Annotated in this window: 16 protein-coding genes; 10 read left to right on the forward strand and 6 right to left on the reverse strand. The window is 67.2% G+C overall.

Features of this window, described 5'->3' with window-relative positions; translation table 11 throughout:
- Positions 1–142: 142 nt before the first annotated feature.
- Genes ACAM55_RS09680 through ACAM55_RS09695 form a run of 4 tightly spaced genes read right to left on the reverse strand, consistent with a single transcriptional unit; the run spans position 143 to position 6,682 of the window.
- Complete coding sequence (locus ACAM55_RS09680; protein WP_369655808.1) at positions 143–3,253, reverse strand: efflux RND transporter permease subunit; 3,111 nt, start codon at positions 3,251–3,253, stop codon at positions 143–145.
- Positions 3,250–4,482 (reverse strand): efflux RND transporter periplasmic adaptor subunit, encoded by a 1,233-nt coding sequence (locus tag ACAM55_RS09685; RefSeq protein WP_369655809.1) that lies wholly within the window; start codon positions 4,480–4,482, stop codon positions 3,250–3,252. Before ACAM55_RS09685 ends, ACAM55_RS09680 begins: the two co-directional genes overlap by 4 nt.
- Positions 4,479–5,960, reverse strand: coding sequence for an efflux transporter outer membrane subunit (locus ACAM55_RS09690; protein WP_369655810.1), 1,482 nt, complete (start codon positions 5,958–5,960; stop codon positions 4,479–4,481). The genes ACAM55_RS09685 and ACAM55_RS09690 overlap by 4 nt, the downstream gene beginning before the upstream one ends.
- The gene (locus ACAM55_RS09695) at positions 5,957–6,682 is read right to left on the reverse strand and encodes a CerR family C-terminal domain-containing protein (protein WP_369655811.1); all 726 of its coding nucleotides are present in this window, start codon (positions 6,680–6,682) and stop codon (positions 5,957–5,959) included. The genes ACAM55_RS09690 and ACAM55_RS09695 overlap by 4 nt, the downstream gene beginning before the upstream one ends.
- A 156-nt stretch (positions 6,683–6,838) precedes the next feature.
- Here ACAM55_RS09695 and ACAM55_RS09700 point away from each other — a divergent pair, with 156 nt between their 5' ends.
- The 9 genes from ACAM55_RS09700 (at position 6,839) to ACAM55_RS09740 (ending at position 16,694) form a co-directional block, all read left to right on the forward strand.
- Positions 6,839–8,371: a sigma-54 interaction domain-containing protein gene (locus ACAM55_RS09700; protein WP_369655812.1), complete on the forward strand. Its 1,533-nt coding sequence runs from the start codon at positions 6,839–6,841 to the stop codon at positions 8,369–8,371.
- Between the two features lie 416 nt (positions 8,372–8,787).
- Positions 8,788–9,975 (forward strand): substrate-binding domain-containing protein, encoded by a 1,188-nt coding sequence (locus ACAM55_RS09705; RefSeq protein ID WP_369655813.1) that lies wholly within the window; start codon positions 8,788–8,790, stop codon positions 9,973–9,975.
- Positions 9,976–10,142: 167 nt separating this feature from the next.
- Positions 10,143–11,594 carry a PHB depolymerase family esterase gene (locus tag ACAM55_RS09710; RefSeq protein ID WP_369655814.1) on the forward strand — a complete coding sequence of 484 codons (1,452 nt, stop codon included), beginning with the start codon at positions 10,143–10,145 and terminating at the stop codon, positions 11,592–11,594.
- A 37-nt stretch (positions 11,595–11,631) separates the two neighbouring features.
- Complete coding sequence (locus tag ACAM55_RS09715) at positions 11,632–12,465, forward strand: ABC transporter ATP-binding protein (RefSeq protein ID WP_369655815.1); 834 nt, start codon at positions 11,632–11,634, stop codon at positions 12,463–12,465.
- Positions 12,462–13,190, forward strand: a complete 729-nt coding sequence (locus ACAM55_RS09720; protein ID WP_369655816.1) for an ABC transporter ATP-binding protein — start codon at positions 12,462–12,464, stop codon at positions 13,188–13,190. Before ACAM55_RS09715 ends, ACAM55_RS09720 begins: the two co-directional genes overlap by 4 nt.
- On the forward strand, positions 13,187–14,167 hold the full coding sequence (locus ACAM55_RS09725; RefSeq protein ID WP_369655817.1) for a branched-chain amino acid ABC transporter permease: 981 nt from the start codon (positions 13,187–13,189) through the stop codon (positions 14,165–14,167). The genes ACAM55_RS09720 and ACAM55_RS09725 overlap by 4 nt, the downstream gene beginning before the upstream one ends.
- A 16-nt stretch (positions 14,168–14,183) precedes the next feature.
- Positions 14,184–15,251, forward strand: a complete 1,068-nt coding sequence (locus ACAM55_RS09730; protein ID WP_369655818.1) for a branched-chain amino acid ABC transporter permease — start codon at positions 14,184–14,186, stop codon at positions 15,249–15,251.
- A complete protein-coding gene (locus ACAM55_RS09735; RefSeq protein ID WP_369655819.1) occupies positions 15,248–16,135 on the forward strand; it encodes an alpha/beta fold hydrolase in 888 nt (295 codons plus the stop codon). The genes ACAM55_RS09730 and ACAM55_RS09735 overlap by 4 nt, the downstream gene beginning before the upstream one ends.
- Before the next feature lie 52 nt (positions 16,136–16,187).
- Complete coding sequence (locus ACAM55_RS09740; protein WP_369655820.1) at positions 16,188–16,694, forward strand: DUF1993 family protein; 507 nt, start codon at positions 16,188–16,190, stop codon at positions 16,692–16,694.
- On the opposite strand, the gene hemH is transcribed toward ACAM55_RS09740, so the two are convergent.
- Positions 16,676–17,725, reverse strand: a complete 1,050-nt coding sequence (gene hemH / locus ACAM55_RS09745; RefSeq protein ID WP_369655821.1) for a ferrochelatase — start codon at positions 17,723–17,725, stop codon at positions 16,676–16,678. The two genes, ACAM55_RS09740 and hemH, sit on opposite strands and share 19 nt — an antisense overlap.
- Positions 17,726–17,740: 15 nt before the next feature.
- On the opposite strand from hemH, the gene ACAM55_RS09750 reads away from it, so the two are divergent.
- A complete protein-coding gene (locus ACAM55_RS09750) occupies positions 17,741–18,472 on the forward strand; it encodes an HAD family hydrolase (RefSeq protein WP_369655822.1) in 732 nt (243 codons plus the stop codon).
- A 9-nt stretch (positions 18,473–18,481) separates the two neighbouring features.
- Here the strand turns inward: ACAM55_RS09750 and ACAM55_RS09755 are convergent, their stop codons facing one another.
- Positions 18,482–18,787, reverse strand: a complete 306-nt coding sequence (locus ACAM55_RS09755; RefSeq protein ID WP_369655823.1) for an NIPSNAP family protein — start codon at positions 18,785–18,787, stop codon at positions 18,482–18,484.
- Between the last annotated feature and the right edge of the window lie 31 nt (positions 18,788–18,818).

Genomic DNA, 18,818 nt, shown 5'->3' on the forward strand with positions numbered 1-18,818 from the left:
CAGTAGGGTCGCCTTTTCTTTGCTTACTTTCTTTTGGCGAAGCAAAAGAAAGTGAGTCCGCCGCCGGGCGGATATCCCGGCCTCGGAAAACAAACACCGCGCAGCATCAAAGAGGCCGCCCCCTCTCAAAGAGAGTCAAGAGTCAGCCAGCCGTCCGCTCAACCAAGTCATCATCGATATGCGGATCGGCCGGCTGCCCCCGCACCTTGCGCACCGTACGCCGAATCCAGTGTTCGATGTCGTCCACATAAGTGAACACAGCCGGCACCACCAGCAAGCTCAGCACGGTCGACGTAATCAGCCCGCCAATCACCGCCATCGCCATCGGTGACCGGAAGCTCGAATCGGCGGCGCCCAGGCCGATGGCGATCGGCAGCATGCCCGCACCCATGGCCAGCGTGGTCATGATGATCGGCCGGGCGCGCTTGTGGCAGGCATCGCGCAGGGCCTCCCAGCGGGTCATGCCGTGGTCGCGGCGCGCCACGATTGCGTACTCCACCAGCAGGATCGAGTTCTTGGTGGCAACACCCATCAGCATGATCAACCCGATCAGCGACGGCATCGACAGCGCCTTCTGCCCAATGAGCAGGCCCACGAAGGCGCCGCCAAGCGCCAGGGGCAGTGCGCAAAGAATCGTCACCGGATGCAGGAAGTCCTTGAAGAGCAGCACCAGCACGATGTAGATGCACAGCACGCCCGTGAGCATCGCAAGGCCGAAGCTCGCGAACAGCTCGGTCATCACTTCCGCATCGCCCACTTCGGTCACGCGCACGCCGGGCGGCAGCTTCTGGATCGAGGGTAGCGCCGTGACCGCGGTCTTGGCATCGCCGAGGCCCACGCCCGAAAGCTCGATCTCGAAGTTGACGTTGCGCGAGCGGTCATAGCGGTCGATGACGGCCGGGCCGCCTTCCATCGTCAGCGAAGCCACCTGACTCAGCATGACGGGCCCGCGTGCGCCGGGCACCGAGAGGCGGCCGAGCAGGTCGAGGTTCTGCCGTGCCGAGTCTTCGAGCTTCACCACGATGGGCACCTGCCGCTGCGCGAGGTTCAGCTTGGCCAGCGCCTGGTCGTAGTCGCCCAGCGTGGCCACGCGCAGCGTCTCGGCGATGGCGGAACTGGTCACGCCCAGGTCGGCGGCGCGTGCGAAGTCGGGGCGCACGGCAATCTCGGGGCGCACGAGGCTCGCGGTCGAGGTGATGTTGCCGAGGCCGGGAACCGTGCGCAGGTCTTTCTCGACCGCGCTGGCCGCACTGGCCAGCGCCGCCGGGTCTTCACCGGTGAGCGCGAGGATGTATTTTTCGCCCGAGCCGCCGAGGCCCACGGTGCTGCGCACGCCGGGCAGGGTTTCGAGCGCCGCGCGGATCTGGTTCTCGATCATCTGCTTGCGCGGGCGGTCGCCGCGCTCGTCGAGCTTGATGGTGAGCGTGGCCTTGCGCGTTTCGGGCGTACCGAAGTTGGCGAAGGGATCGCCGCCCGCGCTGCCGCCCGCCACGGTGGTGTAGACGCTTTTCACGTGCTTGATCTGCATCACGCGGCGCCGCGTTTCTTCCGCGGCCGCGGTGGTCTGCGCGAGCGTGGAGCCGGGAGCGAGCGAAAGATAGATCTGTGTCTGCGAGTTGTCGTCCGGCGGAATGAAGCCGGTCTTCAGCAGCGGGATCATCGCCAGCGAACCGAAGAAGAAGAGGGTGGCGAGCACCATCGTCTTGAAGCGATGGTGCGTGCTCCATTCCACGGCGCGCATGTAGGCGGTGAGCCAGCGCGGCTCCTTTTCGGCACCGACCACCGGCTTCAGGATATAGGCCGCCATCATGGGCGTGAGCACCCGCGCCACCACCAGCGACGCGAACACCGCCAGCGAGGCTGTCCAGCCGAACTGCTTGAAGAACTTGCCGGCCACGCCGCTCATGAAGGCCGTGGGCAGGAATACCGCGATCAGCGTGAAGGTGGTGGCGATCACCGCCAGGCCGATTTCGTCGGCCGCCTCCATGGCCGCCTCGTAAGGCGACTTGCCCATGCGCAGGTGGCGCACGATGTTTTCCACCTCCACGATGGCATCGTCCACCAATATCCCGACCACCAGCGAGAGCGCGAGCAGCGAGATCACGTTGACCGAGAAGCCCAGCAGGTGCATGCCGATGAAGGCCGGAATCACGGACATGGGCAATGCCACGGCCGAGACGAAAGTGGCGCGCCAGTCGCGCAGGAACAGCCACACCACGATCACGGCCAGGATCGCGCCCTCGTACAGCAGGTGCAGCGAGCCGTCGTACTCCTCTTCCACCGGGTCGACGAAGTTGAAGGCCTCCGTCAGCTCGATGTCGGGGCGCTGCACGCGCAGGTCGGCCAGCGCCTTCTGGATGGCGCGGCCCACCTCCACCTCGCTGGCGCCGCGGCTTCGGGCTACTTCGAAGCCGACGACCGGCTTGCCGTTGAGCAACGCGGCGGCGCGCGGCTCGGCGATGGTGTCGCTGATGCGCGCCACCTGGTCGAGCCGGACGCGGCGGCCGTCGGAGAGCGCGATCTGCATGTCGGCAAGCTGGTCGGCCGACTGCACGGTGGCCATGGTGCGCACCGGCTGCTCGCTGCCGCCCAGGTCGATGCGGCCGCCGGCGCTTTCGGTCTGCACCTGGCGCAGCTGGCGCGAGATGTCGGCCGCCGAGGCGCCCAGCGCCTGCAGCTTGGCCGGATCGAGATCGACGTGCACCTGGCGTGTGACGCCGCCCACGCGGTTCACCGCACCCACGCCCGGAAGCGCGAGCAGCTTCTTGGTGATGTCGTTGTCCACGTACCAGCTCAGCGCCTCGATGTCCATGCGCGACGAGGCGATGGTGAAGGCCAGCACCGGCTGGGCCGCGAAGTCGAGCTTGGTGACCACCGGGTCGCGCACGTCGGCCGGCAGGTCGGCGCGCACGCGCTGCACCGCGGAGCGCACGTCGTCCACGGCTTCCTGCACCGGCTTCTCGAGGCGGAACTCGACGATCAGCGTGGCGGCGCCGTCCTGCACCTTGGTCGTGATGTGCTTCAGGCCCTGCACCGTGGCAATGGAGTTCTCGAGCTTGCGCGCGACGTCGGTCTCGAGCTGCGAAGGCGCAGCGCCGGGCAGCGAGGCCGATACCGTGACGGTCGGCAGGTCGATGTCCGGAAAGTTCTGCACCTTCATCGCGTTGAACGAGAGCAGCCCACCGAAGGTGAGCAGCACGAACAGCATCACCGCCGGAATCGGGTTGCGGATGGACCATGCGGAAACGTTCATGGGCGTGCCTTCGTTTCGCTGGTGTCCTGCTTGCCCGCGGCGGCCGAGGCCGGCGCCGCGGCGGGCTGTGCACCCGCGGCCGCAGGAGCGGACGCCGGCACGACGCGCACCAGGTCGCCGTCGTTCAGGAAGCCGGCGCCCTGCACCACGATCTGGGCACCCTCGGGCAGCGCGCTGGTGATCTCCACGCGCTCGCCCACGCGGCGGCCGGTCTGCACCTTGAGCTGCGCCACGCGGTTGTCGGGCAGCAGCATGAAGACGTTGTTGAAGCCGTCGCGCGGAACGATGGAGGTCTGCGGCACCGTGGGCGCGGAGCTGCGGCCGAGCTCGAAGTCGCCGCGCGCGAACATGCCGGCCTTGACGCCGGTGTTCTGTTGCACATTCGGCAGGTCGACGTAGACCAGCGCGGCGCGCGTTTGCGGATCGACCGTGGGCGCGATGCTGCGCACCTTGCCGCGCACCTGCGCGCCGCTGGCGCTGACCACGAAGGCCGTGGTGCCCACCGCGATGCGGCTGAGCTCGGCCGAGGTGACTTCGGCGCGCCATTCGAGCCGGCCCTGGCGGATCAGCCGGAACAGTTCGGTGCCGGCCGCCACCACGCTGCCGACGGTGGCGGTGCGGGCCGAGATCACGCCGTCGTCGGGTGCCAGTACCTGCGTGTTGCGTCCGCGAACTTCCTGCGCGGCCAGCACGGCTTGGGCGGCTTCGACGCGCGCCTTGGCAGTCTGCTCGGTGGTCTGGTACTGGTTGATCTGCTGCTGGCTCAGCGCGCCCGTGGCCTGCAGCGTGCGCGCTCGCGCCGCGTTGCCCGCAGCATCGGCCGCGGTGGCCCTGGCCTCGGCCAGCGAGGCACGCGATTGCGCAATGTCCGCCTGCACCGTCTCGGGCGAGAAGACGGCGAGCACCTGGCCCTTCTTCACCACGTCGCCCACGTTCACGCGCACTTCGGCGAGCCGGAGCCCGGTGGACTCGGAGCCCACGATGGCCTCCTGCCAGGCGGCCACGTTGCCGTTGGCCGCGAGCGTCAGCGTGAGCTCGGTGAGCTCGGGTTTGGCGACCGTGACCGTCAAGGTCGGGCGGGCAGCCGGTGCACCCGGCTTGGCCTTGGCCGCCGCAGCCGGGGTGCCGGCTTCGTCCGCGGGCTTGCGCGCGAGCCACACAGCCGCCGCAACGACGATGACGAGCGCCAGCAGCGCGATGGCGAGGGTGGAGCGTTTGATATTTTTCATGGCAACGTCGCGACCTTGGCGGCCGGGTTGGAAGTCATTGCGGGCGATCCGGGGCGGGCCCAGCCGCCGCCCATCGAGCGGTAGAGCGCAACCCAGGCCTGGGCGCGTTCGCGTTGCAGCGAGACGCGCGCAGTCTGCGCGGCAAAGAGCGTGCGGCGCGAATCCTCGAGTTCGAACAGGCTGGCCAGGCCGCTCTGGTAGCGGGCCTGGGTGGCGTCGAACGAAGCCTGGTAGTTCTTCACCGCGGAGTCGGCGTCGGTGGCGCGCGTATCGGTGGCATCGAGGTTGACCAGTGCTTCTTCGACCTCGCGCACCGCCTGCCGCACGTTCGCGCGGTAGAGCGACACGGCTTCGGTATAGCGCGCCTTGGCCGCATCGCTGTTGGCCGCGCGCGCGCCACCGTCCAGCAGCGGCACCGTGAGCGACACCGGGCCGATCGACCAGGTGTCGAGCGATTCCCGGAAGCCGCTGGTGCGGATCTGCATGCGGCCGATGGAGCCTGAGATGCTGAGCTTGGGATAGCGCTCGGCTTCGGCGGAGCCCACGTCGGCGCTGGCCGATGCCACGCCGAGTTCGGCCGCGTACACGTCGGGCCGCTGCGAGATGGCATCGGCCGGCACGCTGGCAATGCTGCCGACCACTGGCAGCGCACGCTGCGTGGGCGAGGCCACGAGCTTCTGTTCGAGCGTGGGCTCGTCGATGCCGCTGAGCGCCACCAGCGCCTTGCGCTGCACCGCGCATTGGGCGCGCTGCTGCGTGAGGCGGCCCGAGGCGTCCGAGGCGCTGGCGCGCGCGAGCGCAGCATCGGCAGGCGCGGTGAAGCCGGCGCGCGCGGACAGGTCGGTGAGGCGCGCGGTTTCGCCGCGCGATTTCGCATCCGATTCGGCCACGCGCAGTTGCTGCTGGCAGGCGCGTTCGGCGAAGTACGCATTGGCCGTTTCGGCCGCGACGGTCACGCGCGCGTCGTGCCATTTGGCGGTGGCGCTGCTCAGCTTCTGCTCGGCCGAATCGCGATCGGCGCGCAGGCGGCCGAAGAGGTCGATCTCCCACTTGGACTGCAGGCCGGCCTGCAGCGTGGTCACCGGTGCGATGGCCGCGCTGCTGCTGGACGAGGAAGTCGTGCCGCCCGAGCCGAAAGAGGAGCCCGAGACGCCGCGGCTGGCCGACGCCGTGCCGTCCAGGTTGGGCAGCAGCGCCGCGCCGGCCTGCACGCGCGTGGAGCGCGCCTCGGCCACGCGCGCCGCGGCGCTCGCGAGATTGGGGCTTGCGGCTTCGGCCGCGGCAATCAGTTCGACCAGCAGCGGGTCGTCGAGCTGGCTCCACCATTCCGCCAGCGAAGCCACCGAGCCGCCGTGGGGCAGCGGCACATGCCACTGCGCGGGGAACGGCGCCTCCACCGTGGCCGGCGGGCGCGTCAGGCCGCAGCCGGCAAGGCCGAGGCCCAGGCAGGCGGCAGCAATCCATCGGAGTCGTTTCATGTTTTCTTTCTCCCGGAGCGGACGGCAGATACCGCCGCGGGCTTGGCGGCGGCTTTGCGGCGCAGTGCTTCCGCCTCGACCAGCGCAACGGCATAGCCCGTGAGGCGCTGCGCCCAGGTGTCCACGTTTTTGGGTGTGTTCAGCAACGAGGGGCGTATGGCGTCGACGAGATCCTGGCTCACGAAAAGCTGCACCGCGAGTCCGGTGATGGCGAAGGTGAGGCGATGCACGTCGTCGTCCGGCCGCGCAAGACCGAGGTGGCGGCACAGCACGCCGGCGACGGCGATGTGCGGTGCCTTGATGTCGCGCTCGAATTCCTTGGCCCACTGGCTGGTCGGCTCGAGCATCTCACGCATGTGCAGCTGGATGCACTGCCGCACGATCTCGCCTTGCTTGAGCGGCTCGATCATGTGGGCGAAGAAGATGCGCAGCGCTTCCTCCATCGGCAGGTCGGGCGCGTCGTACAGCGAAACGAAGTCTCCCGCATTGCCGCCCATCGGCTCGCCGAAGGTGGCGGCATACAACCCCGCCTTGTCGCCGAAGTAATAGCTGATGGCCGAAATGTTCACGTCCGCCGCGCGTGCGATCTCGCGGGTCGAGGTCTTGGCGTAGCCGTTGGCGGCGAAGAGGGCGAGCGCGGCATACAGAAGGCGCTGGCGCGCTTCGACGCCGTCGCTGCGCGGCGCGCGCGCGGAAAGGGCTTGGAGGGCAGGGGCGCTCATGCCGGCATTAGACCATGGGGGCAATCAAACGATTGATTTACTTATGGCTGCATGAGGGCTTTCTTCGTATGGGCCGGCGGATGTGGATTGTGGGTATGTTTCGGCCGCTCGTTGATGCTTGATTCGGCGCCGATTGATGCGCGCTACGATCCGCGCATGTCCGCCGCTCCGCCTGTTGCCGCACCGCCCACCCTGCCGCTCGATGCCGAAGGCATCCTCGCACTGGCCGCTCGCTCGATGTTCCATCTGTTCTCGAGCATCAGCCAGGGCATGTTCCTGGTCGACCGCAGCGGGCGCATCGTGTGGGTGAACGAAGGGTACCGGCGTTTTCTGCCGGCCCTGGGTTTCTCGTCGATCGACCAGTTCATGGGGCACATGGTCGAGGACGTCATTCCCAACACGCAGATGCGGCGCGTGCTCGAAACCGGCGAGCCGATATTGGTCGACCTGCTCACCAACAAGGCGGGCACCTTCGTCGTCAGCCGCATTCCGTTGCGCGCCGAAAGCGATGGGCGCGAGGGCAGGGCGGGAGAAGTCATTGGCGCCATCGGCATCGTGCTGTTCGACCAGCCCGAGACCACGCTGCAGCCGCTGATCAGCAAATTTGCGCTGCTGCAGCGCGACCTCGACGACGCGCGGCGCGAACTGGCGAGCCAGCGCAACAACCCGCTGTACCAGCACGCGGCTGATGGGCAGCGCCGCTCCAAGTACACCTTTGCCAGCTTCATCGGCAGCAGCCCCGCGGCCGTGGAGGTGAAGCGCCATGCGCGCCGCGCCGCGCAGTCCACCAGCCCGGTGCTGCTGCTTGGCGAAACCGGCACCGGCAAGGAGTTGCTCGCGCATGCGATTCACGCATCGTCGGCGCGGGCCAAGGGGCAGTTCGTCAGCGTCAACATCGCGGCCGTGCCCGACACGCTGCTGGAGGCCGAATTCTTCGGCTTCGCACCGGGTGCCTTCACCGGCGCCGACCGCCGCGGCCGCGAAGGAAAATTCAAGCTGGCCGACGGCGGCAGCCTGTTTCTCGACGAGATCGGCGACATGCCGCTCGGCCTGCAGGCCAAGCTGCTGCGCGCGCTGCAGGAGGGCGAGATCGAGCCGCTCGGCTCCAACAAGCTGGTGCCCTTCGATGCGCGCGTGATCGCCGCCACCTCGCGCGACCTGCCCGAGCTGGTGCGCCGCGGCCAGTTCCGCGAAGACCTGTATTACCGGCTCAACGTGCTGCCGCTGCGCGTGCCGCCGCTGCGCGAGCGCCGCAGCGACATTCCGGCCCTGGTCGAGGCGCTGGGCGAAGACATGGCGCTGCGCAGCGGCGAGGCGCCCCCCGAACTCACGCCCGATGCGCTGGCGCTGCTGGCCGGCCAGCATTGGCGCGGCAACATCCGCGAGCTGCGCAACGTGCTGGAGCAGGTGACCATGCGCAGCGATTCGCAGCGCATCGATGCCGCGCAGCTCGAACGCATCCTGCGCGAAGCGGGGCTGGATCAGATCGCGCCGCCCGACGTCCTGCATTCGTCGGGCGACGAAGAGGCGGCGCTGCTGCGGCCGCTGGCGCAACAGGTGGCGGAGCTGGAGCAGAAAGCCATTGCCGCCGCGCTCGCGAGCACCGGCGGCAACAAGCTCGCGACGTCGCGGCTGCTCGGCATTTCACGCGCGACGCTGTATGAACGGATGACGAATCCGATTCGCTGAAGCACCCGGAGTGACCCTGGCGGCGCAGCCGCCCCACCCGTGCAATGGCCGCAAAAAAAAGACCCGCCGAAGCGGGTCAGGGACAGCCCCCGCGTCGGAGGGAGGAGGGAGAAGTAGCCAGGGGTGTCAGGTGCGAATGTAGGCATGAATCTGGGAGAAATATGGGCGCCGTCCCGTCGTCCTGTGTCCTGTCGCCCGTAGTTCGAAAAGCGGCTGTCCAGCGCTGCATTGCGGCTCGGCAGGCTGCTAGTAAACCCTGACTGATAAAAAGACAACTGCCTAAGAACAAGACACAACAAATGTTCTGAAATCAGGCGGAAGCGCTTCTTCTCCAATGAAGAAGCGTTTGTTATCAATAGCTTGGGCGGGTGGCACGAACTGTGCAATATTCAGTCACCTACTTCAGGAGACAAAGAATGAACCGTCGCCACCTCGTCGCCCTGGCCGCACTCGCCACCTGCGCCGCCGCAGCCCCCGCCTGGGCCCAGTCCAACGAAATCCGCATTGCCCACATCTACAGCAAGACCGGTCCGCTCGAAGCTTATGGCAAGCAGACGCAGACCGGCTTCACGATGGGCCTGGACTACGCCACCGGCGGCACGATGACGGTCAACGGCAAGAAGCTGGTGGTCATCGAGAAGGACGACCAGGGCAAGCCCGACCTCGGCAAGTCGCTGCTGGCGGCCGCGTATTCCGACGACAAGGCCGCGCTGGCGGTGGGCCCCACGGCTTCGGGCGTCGCACTGGCCATGCTGCCGGTGGCCGAGGAATACAAGAAGATCCTGATCGTGGAGCCGGCGGTCGCCGATTCGATCACCGGCGACAAGTGGAACAAGTACATCTTCCGCACCGGCCGCAATTCGAGCCAGGACGCCATCTCCAACGCGGTGGCCATCGACAAGGCCGGTGTCACGGTTGCCACGCTCGCGCAGGACAACGCCTTCGGCCGTGACGGCGTGAAGGCCTTCGGCGCCGCGCTCAAGAAGGCGAAGCTGGTGCACGAGGAATACCTGCCGCCCGCCACCACCGACTTCACCGCCGGCGCGCAGCGCCTGATCGACAAGCTCAAGGACCAGCCGGGCCGCAAGATCATCTGGATCGTCTGGGCCGGCGCGGGCAATCCGTTCAAGATCGTCGACCTCGACCTGAAGCGCTATGGCATCGAGATTGCCACCGGCGGCAACATCCTGCCGGCCATGGCCGCCTACAAGAACCTGCCAGGCATGGAAGGCGCGGCGTACTACTACTTCGGCATTCCGAAGAACCCCGTCAACGAGGCGCTGGTGTCGGCCCACTACAAGGAATTCAAGACGCCGCCGGATTTCTTCACGGCCGGCGGTTTCTCGGCCGCGATGGCGGTGGTCACGGCGCTCAAGAAGACGGGCGGGGACACCGGCACCAACAAGCTCATCGGCGCCATGGAAGGCATGAGCTTCGACACGCCCAAGGGCAAGATGACTTTCCGCAAGGAAGACCACCAGGCGATGCAGTCGATGTACCACTTCAAGATCAAGAACGACCCGGCGTTTGCATGGGGCGTGCCCGAGCTGGTGCGCGAGATCAAGCCTGAAGAGATGGACATCCCCATCAAGAACAAGCGCTGAACTGAGCGTCAAAGCGCAGCCGCGGCCCCGAGGCCGTGCTCCCTTCGCCCCGGATGGCCGCCGGGCGAAGCGCCAGCCTGCGCCCTTGCGGCGCGAGCGCGGCGCCACCAACGGCCGATTCGTCAGCAAGCAAGCGTTCGATACACCTACAACAGAAGGAGACAGCGATGGCAGCGATGCGATGGAACTGGAAGGGACTGGCCGCGGCCGCGGCGATCACGATGGGGGCGCAGGTTGCGACGGCGGCGGTGCCGCTGCCGTCTCTCGGCGCCAATCCGGCGGAGGTGAGCGTGTCGGGCCTGTCCGCTGGCGGCTTCATGGCCGTGCAATTGCACGTGGCCTATTCGGCCACCTTCAAGCGCGGTGCCGGCGTGGTGGCCGGCGGGCCGTACTACTGCGCCGAGGGCTCGGTGGTCAATGCCACCGGCCGTTGCATGGCGCACAGCACCGGCATTCCGGTTTCGACCCTCGTGAGCACCACCAACAGCTGGGCCGCCAGCGGCGCGATCGACCCGGTGTCGAACATGACCGGCTCCAGGCTGTACCTGTTTTCCGGCACCTCGGACAACACCGTCAAGCAGGCGGTGATGGACGACCTGAAAACCTACTACCAGAGCTTCGTGCCCGCGGCCAATACCGTGTACAAGAACGACATCGGGGCCGGCCACGCGATGGTCACCGACGACTACGGCGGCGCTTGCAGCACCACTGCCGCGCCCTACATCAACAACTGCGGTTTCGACCTTGCGGGCGAAATTCTTCAGCAGCTCTACGGGCCCCTGAATCCGCGCAACAACGGCACGCTGGGCGGCACGTTCACGGAGTTCAACCAGTCGGAGTTCATCACCGGCCACGGCGTGGCCGCCACCGGCTGGATCTACGTGCCGCAGGCCTGCACCACGGCATCCTGCCGCGTGCACCTGGTGCTGCACGGCTGCAAGCAGAACTACACCGACGTGAGCGAACAGTACGTGCGCAAGACCGGCTACAACCGCTGGGCCGACACCAACAACATCGTGCTGATCTATCCGCAGACCAGCACTGCGGCCACCAACAGCTGCTGGGACTGGTGGGGCTACGACAACGCGAACTATGCAAAGAAGTCGGGCCCGCAGATGGCGGCGCTCAAGGCCATGGTCGACCGGGTGACCGGCTCCGGCGGCGGCTCGGCACTGCCGGCTCCCACCGGCGTGGGCACATCCGGCGCGACCAGCAGCAGCATGGTGATCGGATGGAACGGCGTCTCTGGCGCCAGTGGCTACAACGTCTATCGCGGCGGCAGCAAGGTCAATGCCTCGCCAGTGGCCGGCACCAACTACACCGACAGCGGCCTCGCCGCATCGACCACCTACAGCTGGACCGTGGCGGCGCTGGATGCCAGCAACGCACAGGGCGCGATGTCAACTGCGGCCACGGGCACCACCCTTGGCGGAAGCGGTGGCGGCGGCACCTGCTACACCGCAAGCAACTATGCGCACACCGTGGCCGGGCGCGCCTACGCGCTGTGGGGCCTCACCTATGCCTACGGCTCCGGGCAATCGATGGGGCTGTGGAACATCTACGTCACCACCACGCTGAAGCAGACCGGCCCGAACTACTACGTGATCGGCAGCTGTTGAGCCGAGCTACACCGACTTTCATTCGCAATGACCAACGATGCTTGAGACGCTAGACCTGACCATTCGCTTCGGCGGGCACGTGGCCGTCAACGGCGTGAGCTGCGCCTTCGCGCCGGGCACGCTGACGGCCATCGTGGGCCCCAACGGGGCGGGCAAGACCACCTATTTCAACCTGATCTCGGGCCAGCTCAAGGCGAGCGCGGGCACGGTGTCGCTCGATGGGCAATCGCTCTCGGGCCTGTCGCCGTCGGCGCGCACGCATGCGGGGTTGGGGCGGGCCTTCCAGCTCACCAACCTGTTCCCGAATCTCACGGTGCTGGAGAACGTGCGCCTGGCGGTGCAGGCCACGCGCGAGGGCGCGCATCGACGGGGCCTGAACCTGTGGAGCATCTGGAGCGACCACAAGGCGCTGACCGAGCGCGCGGACCAGATCCTCGCGGACGTGGCGCTGAAATCGCGGGAATACGCGACGGTGGCGAGCCTGCCGCACGGCGACCAGCGCAAGCTCGAGGTGGCATTGCTGATGGCCCTGGAGCCCAAGGTCTTCATGTTCGACGAGCCGACCGCCGGCATGAATGCCGCCGAGGCGCCCGTTATCCTCGATTTGATCCGCAAGCTCAAGCAGGACAAGACCAAGACCATCCTGCTGGTCGAACACAAGATGGACGTGGTGCGCGAACTCGCCGACCGCATCATCGTGCTGCACAACGGCACGCTGGTGGCCGACGGCGAGCCGGCCGAGGTGATTGCCTCGCCGGTGGTGCAGGAGGCTTACCTCGGCTTGCCTGCGGCCGGCGCCGGGGACGCTCCGCGGCATGTGACCGCCCCCATCCCGACCTTCCCCCGCACGGGGGAAGGAGACAAGCCATGAAACACGAGAACCTGTTGACCCTCGAAGGCGTGCAGACGCACATCGGGGCGTACCACATCCTCCACGGCGTCGATCTCGCGGTGCCCAAGGGCCAGCTCACCATGCTGCTTGGCCGCAACGGCGCGGGCAAGACGACCACGCTGCGGACCATCATGGGCCTGTGGCATGCATCCGAGGGCAGGGTGCGCTTTGGCGGCAAGGACATCGCCGCGATGCACACGCCGCAGATCGCCGAGCTCGGCATCGCCTACGTGCCCGAGAACATGGGCATCTTCTCCGATCTCACGGTGAAGGAGAACATGCTGCTTGCCGCGCGCGGCGCCAAGAACGCCGCACAGATCGACGACACGCGGCTGAAGTGGATCTTCAAGCTCTTTCCCGCGGTGGAGAAGTTCTGGAACCATCCGGCCGGCAAGCTCTCGGGCGGGCAGAAGCAGATGCTGGCCGTGTCGCGCGCCATCGTCGAGCCGCGCGAGCTGCTGCTGATCGACGAGCCCAGCAAGGGCCTCGCGCCCGTGATGATCAACAACATGATCGACGCCTTTGCCGAGCTCAAGGCGAGCGGCGTGACGATCCTGCTGGTGGAGCAGAACATCAACTTCGCCCAGCGCCTGGGCGACAACGTCGCGGTGATGGACAACGGCCGCGTGGTGCACAGCGGCTCCATGGCCGCGTTCTCCGCCGACGCGCAACTGCAGCAATCGCTGCTGGGACTGGCCCTATGAAATTCGACTTCGACTGGAAGCCGCTGCTGCTCGCCCCCATCCTCGCGGCGGTGGCGCTGCCGCTCACCGGCTCGTTCTCGACCTGGCTCACGCTCACGGTCGCGGGCCTGGCGATGGGCATGATCATCTTCATCATCGCCTCGGGCCTCACGCTGGTGTTCGGGCTCATGGACGTGCTCAACTTCGGCCACGGCGTGTTCATTGCGCTCGGCGCCTTCGTGGCCAGCAGCGTGCTCGGCCTGATGGGCGACTGGACGGGTTCGGGCGAGCTTTGGCGCAACCTCGTCGCCGTGTTCCCGGCCATGCTGGTCGCCATGGCGGTGGCGGGCGCGGTGGGACTGGCCTTCGAGCGCTTCATCGTGCGGCCCGTGTACGGCCAGCACCTGAAGCAGATCCTCATCACGATGGGCGGCATGATCATCGGCGAGGAGCTCATCAAGGTGATCTGGGGGCCGGCCCAGGTGCCGCTGCCGCTGCCCGAAGCCTTGCGCGGCTCGCTGCTGATCGGCGACGCGGCCATCAGCAAGTACCGCCTGCTTGCGGTGGCGGTGGGCATCGTGGTGTTCGGCCTGCTCGCATGGACGCTGAGCCGCACCAAGATCGGCCTCTTGATCCGCGCCGGCGTGCAGGACCGCGAGATGGTCGAGTCGCTCGGCTACCGCATCGGCCGGCTGTTCGTCGGCGTGTTCGTGGTGGGCAGTGCGCTGGCCGGGCTGGGCGGCGTGATGTGGGGGCTGTTCCAGCAGAACCTGGTGCCGCAGATGGGCGCGCAGGTCAACGTGCTGATCTTCATCGTGATCATCATCGGCGGACTGGGCTCGACGGGCGGTGCGCTGATCGGTGCACTGCTGGTGGGGCTCATGACCAACTACATCGGCTTTCTGCTGCCCACGCTCACGCAGTTCGCAAGCATCCTGCTGATGGTGGCCGTGCTGCTGTGGCGCCCGCAGGGCGTGTACCCGGTTGCCAACCGCTGAGAAAGAAGAAGCCGCCATGTTCCTGAAACGACTTCTCTCCAACGACACGCCGAGGAGCCGCCTGCTGGCGCTGCTGCTGGTGGCGCTGTTCATCGCGCTGGCCTTTGCGCCTTTCATCTTCCCGGGCGTGAAGGCGCTCAGCGTCGCGGCCAAGATCCTGGTGTTCGTGGTGCTGGTCGCAAGCTTCGACCTGCTCCTGGGCTACACCGGCATCGTGAGCTTCGCGCACACCATGTTCTTCGGCATCGGCGCCTACGGCATCGCCATCTCGGCCACGCGGCTCGGGCCCAGCTGGGGTGCGGTGCTGCTCGGGCTCGGCGCGTCGCTGGCGATCTCGCTCGTGCTCTCGTTCGCCATCGGGCTGTTCTCGCTGAGGGTGCGCGCGATCTTCTTCGCGATGATCACGCTGGCGGTGGCCTCGGCCTTCCAGACGCTGGCCTCGCAGCTGTCGGATTTCACGGGCGGCGAAGACGGGCTGACCTTCAAGCTGCCCGAGCTGATCTCGCCGAGCTTCGAGTTCTCCGAAGAACCCTTTCTCGGTGTCTCGCTCGATGGCCGGCTGCTGTGCTACTACCTGCTGTTCGTGGCTGCGGTGGTGCTGGTGCTCGCGCTGCTGCGCATCGTCAATTCGCCCTTCGGCCGCGTGCTGCAGGCGATCCGCGAGAACGAGTTCCGCGCGGAGGCCATCGGCTACCGCGTGGTGGTGTACCGCACCACCGCGGCCGTGCTGTCGGCGCTGTTTGCCACGCTGGCCGGCGCCATGCTCGCGATCTGGCTGCGCTACAACGGGCCCGACACTTCGCTGAGCTTCGAGATCATGATCGACGTGCTGCTGATCGTGGTGATCGGTGGCATGGGCACGATCTACGGCGCGGCCATCGGCGCGGTGCTGTTCGTGGTGGCGCAAAGCTATTTGCAAGACCTGCTGCGCGTGGGCAGCGAGGCCGCGAGCGGGCTGCCATGGCTCGCGGCGCTGCTGTCGCCCGACCGGTGGCTTTTGTGGCTGGGGGTGCTGTTCGTGCTCTCGGTCTATTACTTTCCGACCGGCATCGTCGGCAAGCTGAGGGCGAGGGCCGCACGATGAGCAACGATCTTCCCGTTCCGGTTTCCCGCTACGCCCAGCTCGCGGGCCGCGAAATCCATTGGCTCGACTGGGGCGCGCCCGATGCGCCGGTGGTCATCGCCTGGCATGGCCTTGCGCGCACCTGCCGCGACATGGACGAACTGGCACAGCACTTTGCCGCGCGCGGCTTCCGCGTGATCTGCCCCGACACCATCGGCCGCGGGCTGAGCCAGTGGAGTCCGGTGCCCGACGAGGAATACCAGCTTTCGTTCTACGCCCGCACGGCCGCCGCGCTGTGCGACGAACTGCGCCTGGGCCGCGTGCACTGGGTCGGCACCTCCATGGGTGGCGCCATCGGCACGGTCTGCGCGTCGGGCCTGTTCGAGCCGCGCATGAGGGCGCGCATTGCGAGCCTCACGCTCAACGACAACGCGCCGGAGCTCGCGCAGGCGGCCATCGAGCGCATCCGTGCCTATGCCGGCGACCCCCCCGCGTTCGACACGGTGGCGGAGCTCGAGCTTTTCTTTCGCACCGTCTACAAGCCCTATGGCTGGCTCAGCGATGCGCAGTGGCGCCGCCTGACCGAAAGCTCCACGCGCCGCCTGCCCGACGGCCGCGTGACGCCGCACTACGACCCCGCGATGGTCCGTCAGTTCAGCGCGCATGCGAACGACTACCTCATCTGGCCGCACTACGACGTCATCGAGGTGCCGGTGCTGTGCCTGCGCGGAGCCGAGTCGGACCTGGTGCTGCCTGAGGTCACACTGCAGATGCAGCAAAGGGGGCCGGGCGCCGCCGGGTTGCTGAAGGTGGTTGAAATCCAGGGGTGCGGCCACGCGCCCGCGCTCAACGTGCCGGAACAACTGGATCTGGTTGAAGGGTTTATCCGGGCCGCCGGTCGGTAGGAGCGCGTCGGCGAGACAATCGCCGCCGATTCCAACCACAAGGATTTACGCCATGGCGCTTTCGATGTACGACCTCTCCGTGCCGGTCTTCTCCCGCGGGCTCGGCCAGCTCACCCATGTGCTCGAGAAGAGCCTGGCGCACGCCAAGGCCAACGACATCGACCCGGCGACGCTGGTGGACGCGAGGCTCGCACCCGACATGCTCACCCTGGCCGGCCAGATCCAGCGCGCGAGCGATGCCTCGAAGCTCGGCGTGGCGCGCATCGCGGGCATCACGGCGCCGAGCTTTCCCGATGAGGAAAAGACCTGCGACGAACTGCTGGCCCGCATCGCGAAGACGCAGGATTTCCTGGCAACCGTGGACCGCGCGCTGATCGACGGCCAGGAGGAACGCTCCGTCACCATCAAGGCGCGCGAAGGCGAGGCGCATTTCACGGCGCAGCGCTACCTGCTCCAGTTTGCGCTGCCCAATTTCTTCTTCCACGTGACCACGGCCTACGGCGTGCTGCGCCACATGGGCATGCCCGTCGGCAAGATGGACTACCTGGGCAGGTTCTGAGCGCCAGCCGCGGCCTGGGTGGGCCAGCCCGCGAGGTTGCGTTCGGCAATCCCGGTCAGCGCGGTGATCCAGGCCGGGCTGTCGTTGAGGCACGGGATGTAGCTGAAAGCCTCGCCTCCGGCATGCATGAAGGCTTCGCGGCCTTCCATCGCAATTTCTTCCAGCGTCTCGAGGCAGTCGGCAGGGAAACCGGGGCACACCACGTCGACCCGCTTGATGCCGCTCGCGCCGAGTTCGCGCAGGGTCGGTTCGGTATAGGGTTCGAGCCACTTGGCGCGGCCGAAGCGCGACTGGAAGGTAACGCGGTGCCGTGCGGCTGAAAGGCCGAGCCGCGCTGCGAGCAGGCGCGCGGTTTCGAGGCATTGCGCCTGGTATGGATCACCGAGCGCGATGTTGCGCGCCGGAATGCCGTGGAAGCTCATCAGGAGCACCTCGCCACGGCCTTCGGTTTTCCAGTGGCGCTCGATGCTTTGCGCAAGCGCCTCGATGTAGGCCGGATCGTCGTGGTACTGGTTGACGAAACGGAATTCCGGAATGCGGCGCTGGCGGCTGCTCCAGTCGTTCACCGCATCGATCACGCTGGCCGTGGTGGTGGCCGAATACTGCGGGTAGGCCTGCAGCACCAGCACGCGCGCCGCGCCTTCGGCCTGCAGCGTGTCCAGCCGCGAGGCGATCGAGGGGCTGGCATAGCGCATCGCATCGCGCACGGCCACGCGGTGTCCGCGTTCGCCGAGCCAGCCGGCAAGCAGGGTGGCCTGCTTCTGCGTCCACACTTTCAGCGGCGAGCCTTCGGCCATCCAGATGCTCGCGTACTTGGCGGCCGACTTGGCGGGCCGCACGCGCAGGATGATGCCGTGCAGGATCAAGGCCCAGAGCAGCCGGGGAATTTCGACCACGCGCGGGTCGCCGAGAAACTCCGCAAGATAGGAACGCACCGCAGCCGTGGTGGGGGCGTCGGGCGAGCCCAGGTTGCACCAGAGTACGGCGGTGCGCGCGGCGATGGAACTGTTGTTCCCGTTGTCTTGAGGCATGCGATATTCTCGGGCATGACTTCCGTTTCCACGGCGCTGGCAGGCGCCGAGCCACTCGACATCAAGCGCATCTCGGCGATCTCGCTCGACCTGGACGACACGCTCTGGCCGATCTGGCCGACCATCGAGCGTGCCGAGACCGTGCTGCAGGAATGGCTGCTGCGCGAAGCACCCAAGACCGCGTCGCTGCTGCTGAACCCGGGCGTCCTGCGCGAGTTGCGCGAAGCCACCGCCAAGGAGCGTTCGGACCTCGCGCATGATCTGAGCGCGCTGCGCCGCGAATCGATCCGCACGGCGCTGAAGCATGCGGGCGAAGACCCGGCGCTGGCGGATCCGGCCTTCGATGCCTTCTTTGCCGAACGCCAGCGCGTGACCTTGTACGACGATGCGCTGCCGGCCCTCAAGTGGCTCAGCGAACGCTATCCGCTGGTGGCGGTCTCGAACGGCAATGCGGACATCCACCTGACCGGCGTGGGCCGCTGGTTTCGCACCGCGTTCAATGCGCGCGCCTTCGGCAGCGGCAAGCCGCATGCGCCGATCTTCCGCGCCGCGGCCGCTTCGGTCGGCCTGCTGCCAAAGGACGTGCTGCACGTGGGCGACGACGCGGAGCTCGACGTGGTCGGCTCGCTCAACGCCGGCATGCAGGCGGCTTGGCTGGTGCGCGACGAGCGGCCCTGGGTGCACGGCGCACGCCCGCAGCTGATCGTGCCGAACCTGCACGCGCTGTGCGTGGCGCTCGGCGCTTGAATTTCCACCTTACGAGAACACCGGCCGGAAGAAGCTGCGCTCGTAGCTCAGGATGCAGCGGGTGTCCTCGGCGTACCTGAAGGCGGCCTGGCACTCGGGGTCCTGCATCGAATCGACGCGGTACTGTTCGTAGGTTGCGAGGCTCGGAAAGCTGAACATCGCGAGCGCCACGTTGTTCGCGCCTTCGGACGGCAGGAAGTAGCCGTGGTGCTTTCCTCCGAACTTTTCGACCAGCGGGATCCAGAGCTTGCCGTAATGCTCGAATTCCTTGAGCTTGTACGGATCGACGATGTAGCGCAGGTAGCAGGTGACCATGTTTCTTTCCGGGACCGGATGGTTGTGGGGC

This window comes from Variovorax sp. V213, assembly GCF_041154455.1.
Taxonomy (GTDB): Bacteria; Pseudomonadota; Gammaproteobacteria; order Burkholderiales; family Burkholderiaceae_C; genus Variovorax.

What these genes read in the sequence shown, in the direction of transcription:
- ACAM55_RS09680 (WP_369655808.1), bottom strand. Translation starts at nt 3,253, where the DNA reads ATGAACGTTTCCGCATGGTCCATCCGCAACCCGATTCCGGCGGTGATG.
- ACAM55_RS09685 (WP_369655809.1), bottom strand. Translation starts at nt 4,482, where the DNA reads ATGAAAAATATCAAACGCTCCACCCTCGCCATCGCGCTGCTGGCGCTC.
- ACAM55_RS09690 (WP_369655810.1), bottom strand. Translation starts at nt 5,960, where the DNA reads ATGAAACGACTCCGATGGATTGCTGCCGCCTGCCTGGGCCTCGGCCTT.
- ACAM55_RS09695 (WP_369655811.1), bottom strand. Translation starts at nt 6,682, where the DNA reads ATGAGCGCCCCTGCCCTCCAAGCCCTTTCCGCGCGCGCGCCGCGCAGC.
- ACAM55_RS09700 (WP_369655812.1), top strand. Translation starts at nt 6,839, where the DNA reads ATGTCCGCCGCTCCGCCTGTTGCCGCACCGCCCACCCTGCCGCTCGAT.
- ACAM55_RS09705 (WP_369655813.1), top strand. Translation starts at nt 8,788, where the DNA reads ATGAACCGTCGCCACCTCGTCGCCCTGGCCGCACTCGCCACCTGCGCC.
- ACAM55_RS09710 (WP_369655814.1), top strand. Translation starts at nt 10,143, where the DNA reads ATGGCAGCGATGCGATGGAACTGGAAGGGACTGGCCGCGGCCGCGGCG.
- ACAM55_RS09715 (WP_369655815.1), top strand. Translation starts at nt 11,632, where the DNA reads ATGCTTGAGACGCTAGACCTGACCATTCGCTTCGGCGGGCACGTGGCC.
- ACAM55_RS09720 (WP_369655816.1), top strand. Translation starts at nt 12,462, where the DNA reads ATGAAACACGAGAACCTGTTGACCCTCGAAGGCGTGCAGACGCACATC.
- ACAM55_RS09725 (WP_369655817.1), top strand. Translation starts at nt 13,187, where the DNA reads ATGAAATTCGACTTCGACTGGAAGCCGCTGCTGCTCGCCCCCATCCTC.
- ACAM55_RS09730 (WP_369655818.1), top strand. Translation starts at nt 14,184, where the DNA reads ATGTTCCTGAAACGACTTCTCTCCAACGACACGCCGAGGAGCCGCCTG.
- ACAM55_RS09735 (WP_369655819.1), top strand. Translation starts at nt 15,248, where the DNA reads ATGAGCAACGATCTTCCCGTTCCGGTTTCCCGCTACGCCCAGCTCGCG.
- ACAM55_RS09740 (WP_369655820.1), top strand. Translation starts at nt 16,188, where the DNA reads ATGGCGCTTTCGATGTACGACCTCTCCGTGCCGGTCTTCTCCCGCGGG.
- hemH (WP_369655821.1), bottom strand. Translation starts at nt 17,725, where the DNA reads ATGCCTCAAGACAACGGGAACAACAGTTCCATCGCCGCGCGCACCGCC.
- ACAM55_RS09750 (WP_369655822.1), top strand. Translation starts at nt 17,741, where the DNA reads ATGACTTCCGTTTCCACGGCGCTGGCAGGCGCCGAGCCACTCGACATC.
- ACAM55_RS09755 (WP_369655823.1), bottom strand. Translation starts at nt 18,787, where the DNA reads ATGGTCACCTGCTACCTGCGCTACATCGTCGATCCGTACAAGCTCAAG.